This is a genomic window from Nostoc sp. CmiVER01, from assembly GCF_034531135.2.
In the GTDB taxonomy this organism is placed as follows: Bacteria; Cyanobacteriota; Cyanobacteriia; order Cyanobacteriales; family Nostocaceae; genus Nostoc.
Window position 1 is genome coordinate 200,001 of sequence record NZ_JAVRBU020000005.1, and the last position, 16,515, is coordinate 216,515.

14 protein-coding genes and 2 pseudogenes are annotated in these 16,515 nt (G+C 41.2%); 7 read left to right on the forward strand and 9 right to left on the reverse strand.

The annotated features are described in order from the left end of the window. Positions 1-114: 114 nt before the first annotated feature. From RMZ43_RS09760 to RMZ43_RS09775, 4 genes are all read right to left on the reverse strand, one after another. Positions 115-936 (reverse strand): response regulator transcription factor, encoded by an 822-nt coding sequence (locus tag RMZ43_RS09760; protein ID WP_322653984.1) that lies wholly within the window; start codon positions 934-936, stop codon positions 115-117. 643 nt (positions 937-1,579) lie between these two features. Then, complete coding sequence (locus RMZ43_RS09765) at positions 1,580-1,765, reverse strand: hypothetical protein (RefSeq protein WP_322653985.1); 186 nt, start codon at positions 1,763-1,765, stop codon at positions 1,580-1,582. Then, positions 1,758-1,946 carry a hypothetical protein gene (locus RMZ43_RS09770; RefSeq protein WP_322653986.1) on the reverse strand — a complete coding sequence of 63 codons (189 nt, stop codon included), beginning with the start codon at positions 1,944-1,946 and terminating at the stop codon, positions 1,758-1,760. Before RMZ43_RS09770 ends, RMZ43_RS09765 begins: the two co-directional genes overlap by 8 nt. 165 nt (positions 1,947-2,111) lie before the next feature. After that, entirely contained in the window at positions 2,112-3,800 is a 1,689-nt protein-coding gene (locus tag RMZ43_RS09775) for an alpha-keto acid decarboxylase family protein (protein WP_428850714.1), read from the reverse strand. Positions 3,801-3,837: 37 nt separating this feature from the next. Between RMZ43_RS09775 and RMZ43_RS09780 the strand changes: the two genes are divergently transcribed. Further along, on the forward strand, positions 3,838-4,044 hold the full coding sequence (locus RMZ43_RS09780) for a hypothetical protein (RefSeq protein ID WP_428850715.1): 207 nt from the start codon (positions 3,838-3,840) through the stop codon (positions 4,042-4,044). 68 nt (positions 4,045-4,112) lie between these two features. Then, positions 4,113-4,316 (forward strand): hypothetical protein, encoded by a 204-nt coding sequence (locus RMZ43_RS09785; protein ID WP_322653989.1) that lies wholly within the window; start codon positions 4,113-4,115, stop codon positions 4,314-4,316. On the opposite strand, the pseudogene RMZ43_RS09790 reads toward RMZ43_RS09785, so the two are convergent. Next, positions 4,279-5,457, reverse strand: a pseudogene (locus tag RMZ43_RS09790) (IS630 family transposase). The gene RMZ43_RS09785 and the pseudogene RMZ43_RS09790 sit on opposite strands and share 38 nt — an antisense overlap. A 705-nt stretch (positions 5,458-6,162) precedes the next feature. Between RMZ43_RS09790 and zwf the strand changes: the two are divergent. The 3 genes and pseudogenes from zwf to RMZ43_RS09805 all read left to right on the forward strand — a co-directional run bounded on the left by zwf (position 6,163) and on the right by RMZ43_RS09805 (position 9,771). Continuing rightward, a pseudogene (gene zwf / locus RMZ43_RS09795) lies at positions 6,163-7,545 on the forward strand (glucose-6-phosphate dehydrogenase). Between the two features lie 36 nt (positions 7,546-7,581). Further along, on the forward strand, positions 7,582-8,418 hold the full coding sequence (locus RMZ43_RS09800; RefSeq protein WP_322651452.1) for an LssY C-terminal domain-containing protein: 837 nt from the start codon (positions 7,582-7,584) through the stop codon (positions 8,416-8,418). A 255-nt stretch (positions 8,419-8,673) separates the two neighbouring features. Continuing rightward, a complete protein-coding gene (locus RMZ43_RS09805) occupies positions 8,674-9,771 on the forward strand; it encodes an AI-2E family transporter (protein WP_322651451.1) in 1,098 nt (365 codons plus the stop codon). Positions 9,772-10,121: 350 nt separating this feature from the next. On the opposite strand, the gene RMZ43_RS09810 is transcribed toward RMZ43_RS09805, so the two are convergent. The 3 genes from RMZ43_RS09810 to RMZ43_RS09820 all read right to left on the reverse strand — a co-directional run bounded on the left by RMZ43_RS09810 (position 10,122) and on the right by RMZ43_RS09820 (position 11,659). Then, positions 10,122-10,880 (reverse strand): gamma-glutamyl-gamma-aminobutyrate hydrolase family protein, encoded by a 759-nt coding sequence (locus tag RMZ43_RS09810; RefSeq protein WP_322653099.1) that lies wholly within the window; start codon positions 10,878-10,880, stop codon positions 10,122-10,124. Positions 10,881-10,909: 29 nt separating this feature from the next. Continuing rightward, complete coding sequence (locus RMZ43_RS09815) at positions 10,910-11,077, reverse strand: hypothetical protein (protein WP_322651449.1); 168 nt, start codon at positions 11,075-11,077, stop codon at positions 10,910-10,912. A 222-nt stretch (positions 11,078-11,299) separates the two neighbouring features. Then, a complete protein-coding gene (locus RMZ43_RS09820; protein WP_322653100.1) occupies positions 11,300-11,659 on the reverse strand; it encodes a hypothetical protein in 360 nt (119 codons plus the stop codon). 163 nt (positions 11,660-11,822) lie between these two features. Here RMZ43_RS09820 and RMZ43_RS09825 point away from each other — a divergent pair, with 163 nt between their 5' ends. Next, positions 11,823-12,944, forward strand: a complete 1,122-nt coding sequence (locus RMZ43_RS09825; protein WP_322651447.1) for an LLM class flavin-dependent oxidoreductase — start codon at positions 11,823-11,825, stop codon at positions 12,942-12,944. A 629-nt stretch (positions 12,945-13,573) separates the two neighbouring features. After that, the gene (locus RMZ43_RS09830; RefSeq protein WP_322651446.1) at positions 13,574-14,911 is read left to right on the forward strand and encodes an LLM class flavin-dependent oxidoreductase; all 1,338 of its coding nucleotides are present in this window, start codon (positions 13,574-13,576) and stop codon (positions 14,909-14,911) included. Between the two features lie 195 nt (positions 14,912-15,106). Here RMZ43_RS09830 and RMZ43_RS09835 read toward each other — a convergent pair whose 3' ends face one another. Continuing rightward, positions 15,107-16,498: a TIGR03985 family CRISPR-associated protein gene (locus RMZ43_RS09835; protein WP_322653101.1), complete on the reverse strand. Its 1,392-nt coding sequence runs from the start codon at positions 16,496-16,498 to the stop codon at positions 15,107-15,109. Positions 16,499-16,515 lie beyond the last annotated feature (17 nt).

Below are 16,515 nucleotides of genomic sequence, written 5' to 3' on the forward strand. Positions count from 1 at the left end.
AGATTTAATCGAAAATAAAACCAGAAGGTAAACTATCTTTCTCTTTTCGTACTTTAAAATATTTTAGAATTAAAAACAATAACTAATTAGATTAATAAACTAACAATTATTGTCCTAGTTTTGGTGAATATCGTATTTAATAAAGCTGCAATGCGCCTTTGCCTTTCTCCAAGCTAGGGGAGTTGCCCCGTGATATTGGCGAAACTGGCGAAAAAAATGAACTGGATGTTGATACCCCACCAATGTAGCAATCTGTTCTACTTTTTCTGAAGTTTCTACAAGCAAGGAACGTGCTGCTGCCATTCGGCGCTGAATGATCCAACTTTGTATAGTTTGTCCAGTTTTATGTCGTACTAGTTTAGAAAGGTAACTAGGAGAATAACCTACTGCCAAGGCTATGTCATTGAGAGTAATCTGTTGGTAATAATTAGCCTCAATGAAATAAAATATCTTTTTCAACTGGGGGTCAGAGGGAAAAATCAATTGAGGCGTAGTTGGTTTCGTAATCTCAATTTCGGGTGATTTTAGGAGTGGCTGGAACTGTGCAGCATACCACTTTTGGAGCGAGGCTTGCCTGTCCAGACGAGATATTATTGCTTTCAGTAATTCCTTTGGACTACAGGGCTTAGTAAGATAGTCATCAGCTCCAAGTTCCATGCCTTTGCGAATGTCAGCCTGAGTCACTTTGGTCGTGACAAAAATAAACAAGATAATCGCTGTGATAGGGTTTTGCCGCAGCGCTCTTAAGACACCATAACCATTAAGTTTTGGCATTAGAATATCGCTGATTATTAAATCGGGTAAGTACTCTTGCGCCCGCTCAACACCGACAAGGCCATTTTCTGCAACTATCACATCGAATCCTTCTTTCTCCAAACATTTTAAAAACATGTTACGGGCTTCTTTTTCCGTATCAATAACTAAAATCTTTGTCATTATCTTTTCCTAGTATTTAGTGATTGTATGTCGGAAAATGAGCAAAGTTGGAAGTAGAATACCAGAGGAGTATTGAAATCCATTTCTCTTTTAAACTAGAGGTTTATCCAAACGATTGTTTTTAAGAATAAAAACAGTAAAACCGTTGAGGATTAACGGGGTGGATCTCACTTTTGGATCGATGTATTTAGCTACACAATCAAATTGTAATATTTCGGATTATGTCTAATATTTTTGTATGGCGTAAGTAAGTCGACAGCGATCGCTGGCTAATAGTGAAAAAATCAAACTTGAACAAACTTTAGGGATTTGAGTCCCCAGCAAGACAGGCAGCCCGTTTTGGGTAGGGGTCTAAATCCCCGGACGCTCGCAGACTCGCTAACGCAAAACGTAATTGCAAATGGGCGAAAAAGCGAATTGCGAATTGTTTTAATACCTGAAAATTCATATCCATATTTAATTGTTTCTATCAATGCATAAGTCCTATATAGTAAGTATTACTCAGTTTTATTTTTCCGATTTTACGCAAAGCTAAGATTAAAGTTTACATTTGTTTACAATTTGATTGACTATGTTTTTCCCACTTTATGAAAGTTGTATTGTCATATCTAGTACCCTAAAGGGTACTCTTGAAAAATCAGAGTCAGTAGATCGAAAATCCGATGAAGTGGAGTTTGCCAATGGCGTACCCGCTCTTGGCTAGCAATACCGTTCGTAGAGTGTCTCGTAGAGAAGGCGGCAAGGGGTTATTGGCATTGTTGGCGTGATGGATTTGACTAGCAGCGTGCCGCGTCTGCTGCGATCGCTCCTCTCCAAATTTCTTAAACAAAGCGATCGCACTGGAGAGCTAATGCACACATCAGCAAAGACTTAGCCTCTAGATTTTGAGAGCAGCTTGTAAACAGGCTCTTATAATTGGCGTAAGTACCCACAGCTTCAGGCGTACCGCGTTTACCCAGATGAGTAACGTAGGCATACCGTTGAGTAATAAAAGGCTGAAGGGGTGACAAACACGGCAATCAACAAATGATTCACCCCATCCACTCCACCCAATCGGGCGCATCTGCCACCAGTTGAGCAAACTTATCCGAACTGACCTGATCAAACTTCAGCATCACGCCCCAACGTTCATCACTCATTAGCGTACTGAATAATTGATCAGGCAGTATGTTGCTTTATTGCTGTAACATTTTCAACAGAACCTCTGGGCTGTCCATTTTATCCATGACAACTTCAATAAAAGCAAGTTGGTCACGGTTTTGTTGAGCTGTTTGTAATGCTTTGTCTAACTGGGATTCGGTACTAACTTTAATTCCCCAGCCATTGCCAGCGAAAACCTTAGGGAGCTGATGATAATTCCAAGGTTGAATGTCGTTATAGGGCATACGTTCACCGTGAATATCGCGCTCTATAGTATATCCGTCATTGTTGATCAAAAAAATAATCGGTTTTAGATTATAGCGGAGAATGGTTGAAAGTTCTTGTGCAGTCATTTGGAAAGACCCGTCACCAACCAGTAGGATAGAGCGACGTTGTGATGCGGCGATACCTGCGGTGGGCTTCGCCAACGCACAACCAAGTAATGAACCAACAGAGTAACCAATCGATCCCCAAAGTACTTGCCCAACGAAAGTAGCTCCTTTTGGTAAAGGAACGATAGAGACACCAAACAAACAAGTTCCAGTCTCAGCAACGATAATGTCATCTTCTTGGAGAAAATGAGCAAATCTATGCCAAAAATACTGCTGCGTAATCGGTGCTGAAGAGCCGCCTTCCATTGGCATTATAAAACCAGCATCTAAATTCTCTGCTGCTGATTTGAAATTCAGCGTTTGAGGATCGCGACGCTGCAATCGTTGGCTTAAAGCAGAAAGCACATCAGCCATAGCGACATTGTTGTATAAAGCATGTTTAACTTTTACATAATGCCCATGCACTTCAATAGTTTGGCTAGGATCAAGTTTGGCAGAAAACTTGCCTGTGTTGAAATCAGTCATCAAAGCACCGATAGTTAAAACACAATCTGCTTGCTCAATACGTTTTCTGACAGATTCCTGACTGGCAGCACCATTATATATGCCGATGAATTGGGGGTGGGTTTCTTCTAGCAATCCTTTTCCCATGTTCATCGTGGCATAAGGGTATCCGGTAGCTGTTAGCAGTTCTCGCAATTGTTCATGCAAGTGATAACGAGCTACACCAATATCAGCAAGAATAATAGGTTGGGAAGCTTTTTCTAGTATGTTTACAGAGACATCAACTATTTCGGCTATTGTAGCGCCATCACTCTGAAATACAGGGGGTATAAAGTTTTCAGACGGTGCAGATACCTCATTCAGAGCAACATCCATAGGTATGGAAATATAAACAGGTAATTTCTTCAGCAAACAGATACCTAAAACTCTGTCAATTTCCGTTGCTGCATTTTCGTTTGTTAAATATGCTTGAGCCACCGTTACCTGCTGATACATCCGGGCAAATATTGAAAAATCACCAGTACCAAGCGTATGATGGACAAGTGAACCAAGAGCTTGAATTTTAGTTGCAGGAGCACCAGTAATCGCTACAACAGGAACGTGTTCAGCATAAGCGCCAGCGACACCATTAATAGCACTGAGTTCACCAACACCAAACGTAGTTACTAACGCTGCAATACCATTGAGCCGACCATAACCATCGGCAGCATAGGATGCGTTAAGTTCGTTGCAAGTAGGAATTAACTCGATGCTATTGTGGTTAACAATATAGTCGAGAAACTCCATATTGTAGTCTCCAGCAACGCCAAAGATATGCTTGATGCCGATTTGCTCCAGACGAAGCAATAAATAGTCGCTAACAGTAAACTTTGCCATTGTCCGAGCCAAAATTTTACCCCTTTAGAGTATGAAAACTTTAACTTAGATGCGTATCTCTGAAGTAAGAGCTAATTGGGAGCAACGTGATTTTGTGATGTCGGACTTTAAACTAGCGATCGCTTCGGTGCATTCTGATGAATATTTCCGCTCTCTGGTAAATGGGACACTAACGCCGCAAAGTCTGATTCACTTGGGGAGGGGTTTTCTTTTAGAGCGATCGCTACAGCTTGTTTTATTTTCTCTGGTTTCTTGACTAAGCGAAGTAACGGACGAGCCTGACGCTCATTTTTGATGTGTCCCCCCAACTCGCCAACTTTGTCTATGACCTTTTTACCTCCTAGCAGTTGGTTGATTCGTCGGTATCGACCCCAGGCGTATAATGCAATTCACGCTGGCAATATTCTTCAAAGCTTTTATAGCCAGCTTGCAGGTAAAATTGGTTCTTGGCAACTTTTGGTGATCAATAGTGGGCTAGTGGTCTGTCGCATTAATTCTGCTGGGTTGGGTAAATCTTTGAAAGCTTAACTCTAGCGTCTTCTGTACGAAAGCGCCAATCCACACAAACTTTATTTATATTACGTTCACATTCCCAACTTGAAATCTCTTTTTCTAAAGTTTTGGTATCGGGTATTCTTCGTTGAAGACATTGGCGCACAAGTACTTCAACCATGTTTAACCCTTCGGGTTCGCCAGTTGCTTCAAGTCGGGGAACCCGCCCAACGCACTGGCTCACCAACTGCCATGTTTTGGTGTGTGATGAATCTCTAATTTTTTGGCGATTCGCCTTGCTTCTTCTGGGGTAAATGCTTGATATAAAGCACTGATTGTATGCGTATTTAAGTTGTCCATTACTAATCGAATTATTTCCGCATCTGGAAAATGAATATCAACCAAATCTTTCATACAATAAGCAAAATCAACTTTAGTTCTTCGGGGAGTAACAATAATTATGTCTCCATGCTAAATATGGGGCTAAAAAAGCAAATAGATTACAACTGCCATTGCGTTCATATTCATAATCAACTTTTTCCACTATTCCGGGTTTATCTTCTGTTTTTGGTGTTGGTGGTATCGGTTGATGAACATCCCCAATTAATTGGCACAATCTTTCATCGAAGCACACCAATGGACGTTTTAGGTCAATTGGTTGAGCATATAAATCTAGTACATCTTCCATACAGCAGACAAATTCTGCACTTACTTGTGGGATACACCATTGTTCTTTCAGCCAAGGCAAAAGTCAAGTTTTTTTTAATGTGCGTCCTACTGTATCGGCACTGATACTATCTACCATTTCTAGACTAATTAGCTTGTCAGCTAACAATTGTAATGTCCATCGTTGGTGTCCTGTTGGTGGCTGGCTGCAAGTGGTAGCAATCAAAAATGCCTCTGCACTGACCGTTAGCTTACGTGGTTTTCCAGGACGCTTACGCTCGCTTATAGTATTTTTCAAATTTTCTTGGACAAACTGTTTCCGCGTCCTTTCCACTGTGGCTACACTTATGTGTAAAATTTTGGCGATCGCTTCATCTGTTTCACCTGACGAAGCCATGAGTAAAGTGTGCGCCCGACGAATCATTCGCGCCGTTGCTTTTCCTTTTTTCACTATTTCAACTAATTGTTGATGCTGTTCTTGTGTTAGCTTTACTATGTGCTTTTTTGGCATACTCTTCTGATCTGCGATCGCTCAACTCTCTGTTTCAATTCTAACCCAGCAGAATTAATGCGACAGACCACTAGGGAACAATTAGGACTGGCGATGGTAATGACGAAATTACTGCTACCAGTACCATTAATGATGTCCAACAAAAAGTCAATATTGGTGGTGGCATCAAAATTGATCTAGGCATTGGAAATTACTACTTCAAAGGGTTTGGGACTGGGATTGTAGATGGTAGAAAAGGTTTTGATACTTTAGACCTCAGTGCTTTCAATCGCTCTGAACTCACTTTTTCTGGTGTAATTTCGGGCAATGCCCTAAATCCAGCTAACATCAGCTTCAATAACAGTGGAAATGTTATTACACTGACCACAACAGGCTTTGAAAATTTTGTCTGTGCAGACAGCTCTTTGGTCTAAACTAAGGGGGGGTAGTGTAATTGCTTCAAAGCTAATTGGATTTGACAGCGATCGCCTTATTGACAAGCCTCAATCAAGAAGAGTTTGGTGGTCGTGTATCAGATTTTGACGAAGGGCGCTAGAGTGCGATCGTAGCAATTGATGAATCTGTACCGACTCTGGTGAAAAGTTAGGCGCTCTTTGCTCGCTTTAGCTCGCGTGGGCAAGCAGACTTTGCCGATAAACTTTTGTCAGCCATGCGCTATCAGTTTGGCGGGCATGATGAAAAAGCTAATTTTTAAAGAGGTTAGTCATGGAAACTTCTGATTCAGACGCACTGGTATTTTTTGGGGCAACAGGTGACTTGGCCTACAAGAAAATCTTCCCCAGCCTTCAGGCAATGGTACGACGAGGCAATCTCAATGTCCCAGTGATTGGGGTTGCCGGACGACCTTGGACGACAGATCAACTTAGGGAAAGGGCACATGATAGCTTAAAACATCATGGTGGTATAGATCAAGACGCATTTGAGAAACTTTCTGGTCTACTCCAGTACGTTGCTGGTGACTACAACAAACCAGAAACTTACGAAAAATTACGTCAAGCGCTTGGTGATGCTACTCGTCCCCTCTACTATTTGGCAATTCCACCGAGCTTGTTTGCACAAGTAGTGACAGGATTGGGCAAATCAGGCTGTGCTAAAAATGCGCGGGTGGTAATTGAAAAACCATTTGGACGGGATTTGAAATCAGCACGCGAGTTAAACCAAATTCTGGCATCAGTTTTCCCCGAATCATCAATCTATCGCATCGACCATTACCTGGGCAAAGAACCACTGCTAAATTTACTCTATTTTCGGTTTGCCAACTCTCTTCTTGAACCTATCTGGAATCGCAACTATGTTGAAAGCATCCAGATTGTGATGGCAGAGGACTTTGGCATTCAAGGAAGGGGGCGCTTCTATGAGGAAACTGGCGCAATTCGGGATGTGGTGGAAAATCACATGCTGCAAATATTGGCTTCAGTATGTATGGATGCTCCCGCTAGTACGGCTGTCGATTCCATCCGGGATGAAAAAGAACGTATTCTCAAAGCTATACCTTCAGTACAACCTGATGAGATTATTCGCGGTCAATTTTGTAATTATCGTAACGAAGAAGGTGTTTCTCCTGACTCCCAAGTAGAAACTTTTGTTGCTGTGCGGTTATATATTAATACGTGGCGGTGATCAGGAGTTCCCATCTACATTCGGGCTGGGAAGAAATTGCCTGTCAAAACTACTGAGGTGATGATCAAGCTCAAGTGTCCACCTTTAGATGTGTTCCAGGAGGGAGGAAAAGAAAACGCTAATTATGTTCGTTTTTTACTAGATCCAGAGGTAATTGTGGGATTAGGCGCTCGCGCTAAAATCCCTGGAGAAGATATGATCGGCTCTGCGGTTGAACTCCTAGCCTTTCACGGAGGTGGCGACGAGATGGAACCCTATGAACGTCTATTGGGTGATGCCATGCGGGGCGATCCCACCTTGTTTGTACGAGAAGATACCGTAGAAGAGGAATGGCGGATTGTCCAGTCAATTCTCGATAACGTCACACCCATTTATGAGTATGAGCCAAATACATGGGGCCCACCTGAGTCAGATCAACTACTTTTGCCAAGGGATCAGTGGTACAACCCATTAACTAAAGATGATTAATTAAAAAAGTCAATATAGTTTGGTCGCCGGATTCAAATGCAACAAGCCTCTAACTCAAATAGTAACGCACGCCCAAAACATCGACATTGGTTTTGGTATATTTTTGGAACGTCAGTTGGTTTGCTCGGCTTATATGGACTGGTGAGTTATGTCGTTTTACCAGCACTGTGGCGTCACTACGAACATAACCCCAAGCTGGAACATTCTCCGAAAACGACGCAAACGGCAGAAGGTATATCTGGAGATCCTTTGAATATTGGATTTGTCGGTACAACAGCAGAAGTGGTGCAGACGCTACTGGCAGCAGGCTGGTATCCGGCAGACCCAATCACCTTACGCTCAAGTGTTGGAATTGCAAAAAGTGTTCTTCTCAAGGATTCTTACCCAACTGCACCTGTAAGTAATTTATATCTGTGGGGACGCAAACAGGATTTAGCTTTTGAACTACCTATAGGAAACAATGCCAAAACTAGACATCACATTCGCTTGTGGCAATCAAACAACCTGAATGCTGATAGTAGACCCCTATGGCTAGGTTCAGCAACATTTGACCAAAGCGTGGAACTTAGCCACCGCACAGGACAAATTACTCACCATATTAATGCAGATATTGATGAAGAAAGAGATAACGTAATTAAAAGTATTGAAAAGATACACCAGATTGCCCAATTATATCAAGTCACAGGTATAGGGGCCACATGGGTTGGTCGTAACGGAGGAGGTGACAGATATTATACAGATGGCGAACTAACTATTTGTGTACTTTCAAGGAATAATATTGCTCAAACAAAACCATCAACTTACTCACCATCACCAGAGCCTGTTCAGTTCAAAAATCACCTGTGGTCATGGCTGCGACACTATTTGAAATAGCTACAATTTGGTAAACTTATTTCTCAAGAAAGATAATTTAAATTTCTAGACCTCTTTGAGGGTAAATAGAATAAAATTTTAGCTAGGGAGTGAAATATCTGAACAAATTAAAATTGACTTGATTATATGGGCACAAACAAGAGAGAAAAACGAAACTTGTGGTAATCAGGCTTACAGCTAATCTTAAAAATAAAAATTCTGCGCCATCCCAGGCACTAAATTTGTCAAACTAAAACAGAAGAATAAGTTATATTAATGGCGAATCACAGAGATACAGAGAATGGATGGTCACAGTTAACTCGTGGTGCGCCATTGGCAGTAATGGTAGCGGCAGTACTATACATTTTATATCAACTTTTACCAGTATTAGAACTTTTAGTTGTTGCAGCATTGATTGCTTTAATTTTGCGAACCCTATTAAGGTTTTTGCAAAAGTTAGTCAAATCACAGGATATTGCTGTTTTGCTACTAATTGGATTAATCGTCGGATTTATTGTGGTATTAGCTACTGTAGTCCTACCTAGTGTGACATTTGAATCCCAAAAATTAATCAAAACATTACCAACTTATCTCAATAGATTAACAGGGGATGTTGAACAACTGCGTCAGAAATTCACTTTTATTCCTGACATTTCCCAAGCACTAATACAATTACGGAATTTAACCGACCAGTTACTAGGGGGAGTACCAGTTTTCTTAGGTGAAGCTTTAAGTTTAACCGTTGAGTTGGTAGCGACGTTAATTTTAGCGCTTTACATGGCTTACGATCCTAATTCCTTAGTGAAAGGGATTTTAAGATTAGTTCCAAGGCGACATCATCAACGGTCTAAACGAATCCTTAAAGCTTGCGAGACAAGATTGCGAGGCTGGATTTTTGGGACAGGAATAGCGATGATATTTCTGGGTGCTGGAGTAACGTTTGGACTTTTGATTTTGGGGATTCCGTCAGCACTGCCATTTGGGATTATTGCAGGTTTATTTGAAATAATTCCTTATTTTGGTTCGATTATTGGTGCTTTTTTACCAGCGTTAGTAGCCTTGAGTATTTCACCGCTAAAGCTAGTATTTGTGTTAATACTTTTCTTTGTAATGAATCAAATAGATGCCCATATTGTTCAGCCTTTGGTGATGGGTCAGCAAGTTAATATTCATCCAGTGATGGTGATTGTAACATTTTTGGTAATGGGTAAGCTATTTGGATTTATTGGTGTGCTGCTTGCAGTGCCTGCGGCAGCAGTGATAATTACGCTTATTGATGAGTTTACGCCGTCAGAAAATCTGATATCAGTTGGAGTTGAAACTGGAATAGATGTTCAATCGAACGATATTACTCAAGATCCAAACCAAAGTTGAAAATCGAAGAAAAAATCAACATTTACTGTTTGATTTACTTTCCAAGACTCAAAATAAGCGCTTAATATTTTCGCAATAAGTAATGATAAAAATGTAGATTTTATTGAGAATAAAATATTCTTCTTAATCTGTTACCCGTAAAGCGTTTCAGTAAGGTTCACTAACAGCCTCGCTAACTGTAAAGACTAGCTGTTGGTAGAACTTGCCAACGCTGTCGAGTCCAAGGCGCATTTTCAGCTTCAGCCCCTTCCACCCTTAGACAAAAGGATCTTCCTGGGTAAATGTTCGAGGAATAAGTATAATTATTTGAAAGGATTTGGTGCTTAATTAAGCGTCCCCCCTCATATTGCTCAACCAATTCCGGGATTACGCTCATCATATAAGTGTTGTGTATGTGCAGCCTGAACTAGAGCTTGAAAAAGTCTTTGATGACTATGATTGAGAATTGATAGCTCAGGATGCCATTGCACACCGATTGCCCAAGGATGCTGTTCATGCTCCACAGCTTCAATGACTCCATCATCCCAAGCATGAGCAACAACCCGCCAACCAGGTGGTACTTTATCTACCGCTTGATGATGCCAAGAAACTACAGATATGTGAGAATTCTGTAAACAGTCAGCTAAAAGGCTTTCTACATCTATCCTGACCAAATGTTCTGTAGGTAAACGTCGTCCAGGTTCCGGCTCTAGACGATGTAATGCAGATGTACCGTAGACATCTGGAATGTGAGGAATTAGAGTACCCCCACAGGCGACGATGAGAATTTGTAAACCCCGGCAAATACCCAATATCGGTAGATGACGTTCAAGAGCAAACTTGCCAAGCTGCAATTCAAAAGCATCACGTTCGCGATCAACAGAATAAATAGTAGGATGAACAAAACCGTTGTAGCAAGCAGGGTCAATATCTCCACCACCAGAGATGATTAAACCATCCAAAGAATCTAGAAGTTGAGCAGGCTCAACTTCTCCTGGTGGTAATAATATAGGAATGCCACCTGAAGCACGGACTGCATCTATATATTCGCTTGGCAGAGAAAATGGTAATGGTGCAAGGCGACCATAAGTTGTAATCCCAATCAATGGTTTTCGAGATTTTCTACTCATCTTGATGCTATTTCACTATTTAATCCCCGTTATAAAAGTGTACTTCCGACTTCCGACCTCCGACTTCTGACTTCGACGTAAGCTCTAACTTTGGGGTTTTTAATTCCTTCTGTAGCTGAGGCGTAGAGCAATTCTCCTAATAGATATTCAAAATCTGGTACATACAAGTGATTGCCAACTAGTTCAAATATCTGCATTTCTTTAGATGGACTTATTTAGGTGTTAATTTATACTATGCTTTTAACGAACTCTGCCACAAAGTAATTTGGGTTTCAACCTTGTGCTTGAGCAATGAATTGACAACTCTTTAAAAACTCATCGGCGCAATCGCTCAAGCTACCAGCTTCGTCTACCAGAAAAACCCGATTTAACCATATGAGAGTATGCAACTTCCAAATTTTCACCTAGTGCGATCGCAGTTAAACTACAGGCTGTAAGTGTCGGACGCGAGGCATAACTTCTTCGGCAAAGCGGGTCATTTCTGGTGCAAAGGGATTGAATTGCAACATACATGTATCGATACCTGCATCGGCAAAAGCAGCTATTCTGGTGGCAACTGTGTCGTAGCTACCAACCAAGCCTGCGGCTATACCACCATTGCCACCAACCGCCGGATTTTTAGCGAAGAGTTTGAACATGGCGGCTTCTGGGTCAACTTCTTTAGCAACTACTAGCGATCGCGTGCGTTCATAACTAGCATCAATCTGTTCATCTGGCGTATCGAGAGGGCCAAAATTACCCCCAACTGGAACCCAAATACCGTAGCGTGGTTCTGACATTTTTGCCTCCAAATTAAGTGGGGGCTGGGGAGATACACCTTGTTTTTTATCTTCATCTATGCAAATTTAATAGTATAATACGGTATATCTACCGAATTAACGTATGATTATTCTAGGTGCAAAAATAAAGTTTTAGTACTGACTACAAAGGTTCTAGAAAGCTATGTCTGAACCACGCTATGGGATTTGGATTCCCGTTTACGGTAACTGCGGTGTGATGAACCATCCTCTTGAACCTCGTGATGCTAGTTACTCACGAGCCAAGAGTTTAATCCAATTGGCCCAAAGGTGCGGGTTTACCACAACTTTAATAGCGCAACATATTATCAATCCCAGGAATCAAGAACTTGACCAACTAGAAACCTGGACAGCAGCAGCAGCGCTGGCAGAAGCAACCAACTCTATCGAGATTATTGCAGCTGTTAAGCCATTACTGTTTCATCCCGCCGTTTTAGCAAAGATGGCTTTAGGTATTGATGCAATCAGTCACGGACGTTTTGCGATTAACTTAGTCAGTGCTTGGTTCAAGCCAGAAATGGAAAAAGCGGGGATAAATTTCCTTCCCCACGATGAGCGTTATCGTTATTCAGATGAATGGATTAGAGTTGTCAAAGCTTTATGGAGTGGAGAAAAAGTCAACTTTCACGGTGAATATTTTCAGATTAATGATTTGAAGTTCAATCCCCCACCCATAGCCAAACCACATCCGCGTATATATGTGGGTGGAGAGTCAGAACCAGCCCAAGAACTAGCCGCAAAAGAAGCGCATACATTTTTCCTCAATGGTCGTCCCATTGAAGTCATCCGCGAAACCATTGCGGCTGTCACTCAAAAAACTCGCTCTCGCTCCCAACCTCTGGGCTTCGCTATGTCAGCTTTTGTGATTGCTCGACCGACAGATGAAGAGGCGGAAGCGGAATATCAAAACCTCAGAGCAATGATACTAGCACAAGACGATCGCTCAGAATTACTCAAAGGAGTAGATTCTGAAGTCATTATGTTCAAAAACATGGCTAAGTACCCTGGTGTGGGGAGCAATGGCGGTACAGCAGCAGGATTGGTTGGTAGCTATGAAACTGTAGCCCATCGGATTGCTGAATTTACCAAAGTAGGAATTGATACTTTTATGCTGCAATTCCAGCCTTTTACCACAGAAATGGAGCGTTTTACTGCGGAAATTATACCAAGAGTGCGAACGTTAATAGTAGATAGTGCAGCGATGTCTGTGACGACCTGCGCCCACACCAATTTGAAAATAGGAGCTAGTACCGCAAAGCGGAATTAAAAATTAAAAATGAATACAGTATAAGGGTTTCGTTGATTTGAAATGATTGGTTTATTTCCGCTGTGTTGTACTAAAGGCTAAGTAAGAATTTTATATTTTGGATTAAATTGTTTTCCACTCTCCACTACCCAAAGGAAACTTTATGACAGCAATACTTACTCGTCCAGCTTGAACTGATGATTTAGCAGTACTTTATGATACTTGGCGGCAAGAGTTTCTTTCTTACTTCTTGGATATCCCTATATCTAGACTGCTCAAACTTGTGAGTGTGAATGAATAATTAAGAGGTTAATTTCGTAATAAATATAAGCTTGTTAGCTATTAGTAGTTATTTTTTTATGAGGTATCTTTTCAGATGTCGTTGCGAATCACACTACAAACATAAAATATAAAAACATCAGGTCTAAGTCCTATTATATTTATCTATCAAAGTAAGATTATAAAAATAAATTGATATTATGCTTTAGTTATGTTTTTTTGTCTTAGATATAATTTCAATGTTAAAGTTTGACGAAAAATTTTTAAGAACCAATAACTACTTCAAAGGGACGATGCCTTCTCTACGAGACGCTGCGCGAACGGCGGGCTACGCCTACGCACCTGTATTTTAAACTTGATACGGAGGACTAATGAGCAGATCGAAGCAATTAAAACTAGGTGCTTTTATGCGCCCGGTAAGCATACATACAGGCGCTTGGCGCTATCCTGGGGCTTTACCTGACGCTAATTTCAACTTCCCAGCGCTGAAACGATTCATCCAGAAACTAGAGCAAGGCAAGTTTGACGCATTTTTCATGGCTGACCACTTAGCGGTGCTGAATATGCCAATCAACGCATTGAAGCGCAGCCATACTGTCACCTCTTTTGAGCCTTTTACCCTACTTTCTGCCCTTGCCAGCGTCACCGAAAACATCGGGCTAGTAGCTACTGCTTCCACAACATACGACCAGCCTTACCACATCGCTCGCCGCTTCGCGTCTCTCGACCATATTAGTGGCGGTCGTGCTGGCTGGAACATCGTCACCACAGCCAATCCAGACGCAGCGCTCAACTTTGGTTTAGAAGAAGAGATAGAGCATGATGAACGCTATAGGCGGGCTAGAGAATTTTATGATGTTGTCACGGGTCTTTGGGATTCCTTCGCTGACGATGCGTTTATTCGGGATGTGGAAGCAGGGATTTATTTTGACCCTGCAAAGCTTCATGTTCTGAATCATCAGGGAAAATATCTCTCGGTGCGAGGGCCATTAAACATCGCCAGACCTGTCCAAGGCTGGCCGGTAATCGTTCAGGCAGGCGCATCTGAAGCTGGACGACAATTAGCTGCCGAAACCGCCGAGGCTGTGTTTGCACCTGCTGGTAATCTGGAAGCTGGCAAAGCTTTATTTGCAGACATTAAGGGACGAGCGCGGGCAATTGGCCGTGACCCAGACAGTATAAAAATCCTTCCAGGTGCTTTAGTCATCGTGGGAGAAACCGTTGCCGAGGCACATACCAAGCGTCTTCATTTAGATAGCCTAGTACATTATGACAGTGGAATCGCTAGCCTAAATAGTGCGCTTGGCTACGACGTCTCGGGTTTCGATCCTGATGGCCCCTTGCCAGAAATCCCACTGACTAACGCTGGTCACTCTTCACGAGAAAGAGTAATAGCCTTAGCGCAACGTGAGAACTTGACTATTCGACAACTGGCGCAACGCATTGGCAGTTACGGCGGACTGTCCTTCGTCGGCACACCCCAAAGCATCGCTGATGATATGGAGCAGTGGCTGATTGAGGAAGGTTCTGACGGTTTCAACATCATGTTCCCTTTTCTTCCTGAAGGATTGAATGATTTTGTCGATAAAGTTGTGCCAGAACTCCAACGGCGTGGGATTTTTCGTCAAGAGTACGAGGGTAAGACGTTGCGTGAAAATCTTGGTCTGACACGCCCTGCTAATCGCTTCTTCCAGACTACAGTGGTATAAGTACAAGTCAGATCGAGACTATAAGGGAGTAAAATATCCAATTACTTCCTTACTATTATTTGGTATGGAGATGCGATCGCAAAAATTGCTTAGTTGCCTTCTCTACGAGACACTATGTGAAAAAGGAGCGAAAGAATTTTAATTTCACTTTTCTTAACATGATTTGATTTTTCTCAATCGTTTTACTTAGCCTGATTACTTATACAAATTCCAGAGATTTCGGCTTTCCTCTGCCATTTGTTGGCGCAAATTTAAAGGCAGTAATACTTCAACTTTGGAACCTAAAGCTCGCAACCATCGAAGTACATAATAGTCGTTTACTCGGTAATCTACTTGATAATAAGCGTCTGTGCTTGGACGAGATTGGAGAGTTTCTAGAATATTCTTTTGATGTTCTGCATTTAGAGTATTTTGTTTAATTAACTTAATCACAATTTGGTAGTCAATAATTTTGAAAGCATCATGAATGCTAATTTTTTGGATGTAGCGTTTATAAAAATATCTTTCAAACCGCAATATCATTAACTCTTTATCTTTATAAAAATCACATCCCCACACTTCTTTTAATTTCACATTCACAGTTTTTGGAGTAGGTAGTTGGTTATCATAATATTGTTCTCTTAATAATTGCGGAACGCGCGGGTCTTCCCAGTCTAAAGTTTGTATGTGTTTAGAAATTATTCTATCTAAGCGATATTTGTACCAATTAATTTCGCCTGTTGGGGTACTACCGTAGGCACATAAATATTTAGCTCTTTCCATAAAGTAAATACAAACAGGGTAAACAGCGCACTCTTTTTGTAAGTTAAGATGTGCGCTGTAATAAGTCAATAATATGGGAACAGTTTTTTGTGAATTCCAAAGCGACTGTAACTCGCTTTGAATTTCATCGACAGCATCTTGTATGGGACTCGATTCTGGTACGAGATAATCAACATACAAAAATACGCGATGATTATCTTCATCTATTTGTTCTGAAAATTCTTCAGCCAGTAATGGTAAACTGGGGTCAAGAAAACTGAACATACCTAGAGTTTCTGCCAAGTAAGCTTGATTTTTATTGCTAAAGGCAGTTTCAAAAAATGGTAATTTTTCTACTCTTTGGTAATATTTACTTCTTCCATATATAGAATTTTCTCTTTGCAAATACTTTCGACTGACTAATAAATCTAAATCACTCTGCAATGATTTCCGAACTTGAGCAAATAGGCGTTCTTCTAGTAGCTTCTCTAGTTCAGAATTTGATATTGATATTTCTTGTTGTAGAGAATATTGCCATTCGTCTACAGGCACTTCCAATTCTAAAAACCATTGTCTGATTGTTTTGAGACAAGCACAATCCGGATCTTGATGATTAAGAATATCTTGCTTAGTTTCGTCCTGATGAGTTTCACTAAAAAAAGCTTTACGCCAAGCTACATAAGTAAAATTACTTTCAATAGCTGTATATCCTTTGTCACTGTAAAGCCAATGCAGCAATGTCCATAAGCGGATAGCACGGGTAAGATTTTGATTTTGCTCTAAAGAACCTTTGGCTAGTTGTTGTAATAGTTGTGGAGATGGGGGATGACTGAAACGTAGATTCACGGTAGTTGAGTACGTCG

Bases quoted from the DNA above. Each gene is read 5' to 3' on its own strand.
- RMZ43_RS09785 (WP_322653989.1), top strand. From the start codon at position 4,113: ATGACCTTTTTACCTCCTAGCAGTTGGTTGATTCGTCGGTATCGACCC.
- RMZ43_RS09800 (WP_322651452.1), top strand. From the start codon at position 7,582: ATGCAACAAGCCTCTAACTCAAATAGTAACGCACGCCCAAAACATCGA.
- RMZ43_RS09820 (WP_322653100.1), bottom strand. From the start codon at position 11,659: ATGTCAGAACCACGCTACGGTATTTGGGTTCCAGTTGGGGGTAATTTT.
- RMZ43_RS09830 (WP_322651446.1), top strand. From the start codon at position 13,574: ATGAGCAGATCGAAGCAATTAAAACTAGGTGCTTTTATGCGCCCGGTA.
- RMZ43_RS09760 (WP_322653984.1), bottom strand. From the start codon at position 936: ATGACAAAGATTTTAGTTATTGATACGGAAAAAGAAGCCCGTAACATG.
- RMZ43_RS09815 (WP_322651449.1), bottom strand. From the start codon at position 11,077: ATGCAGATATTTGAACTAGTTGGCAATCACTTGTATGTACCAGATTTT.
- RMZ43_RS09805 (WP_322651451.1), top strand. From the start codon at position 8,674: ATGGCGAATCACAGAGATACAGAGAATGGATGGTCACAGTTAACTCGT.
- RMZ43_RS09825 (WP_322651447.1), top strand. From the start codon at position 11,823: ATGTCTGAACCACGCTATGGGATTTGGATTCCCGTTTACGGTAACTGC.
- RMZ43_RS09780 (WP_428850715.1), top strand. From the start codon at position 3,838: ATGCGTATCTCTGAAGTAAGAGCTAATTGGGAGCAACGTGATTTTGTG.
- RMZ43_RS09810 (WP_322653099.1), bottom strand. From the start codon at position 10,880: ATGAGTAGAAAATCTCGAAAACCATTGATTGGGATTACAACTTATGGT.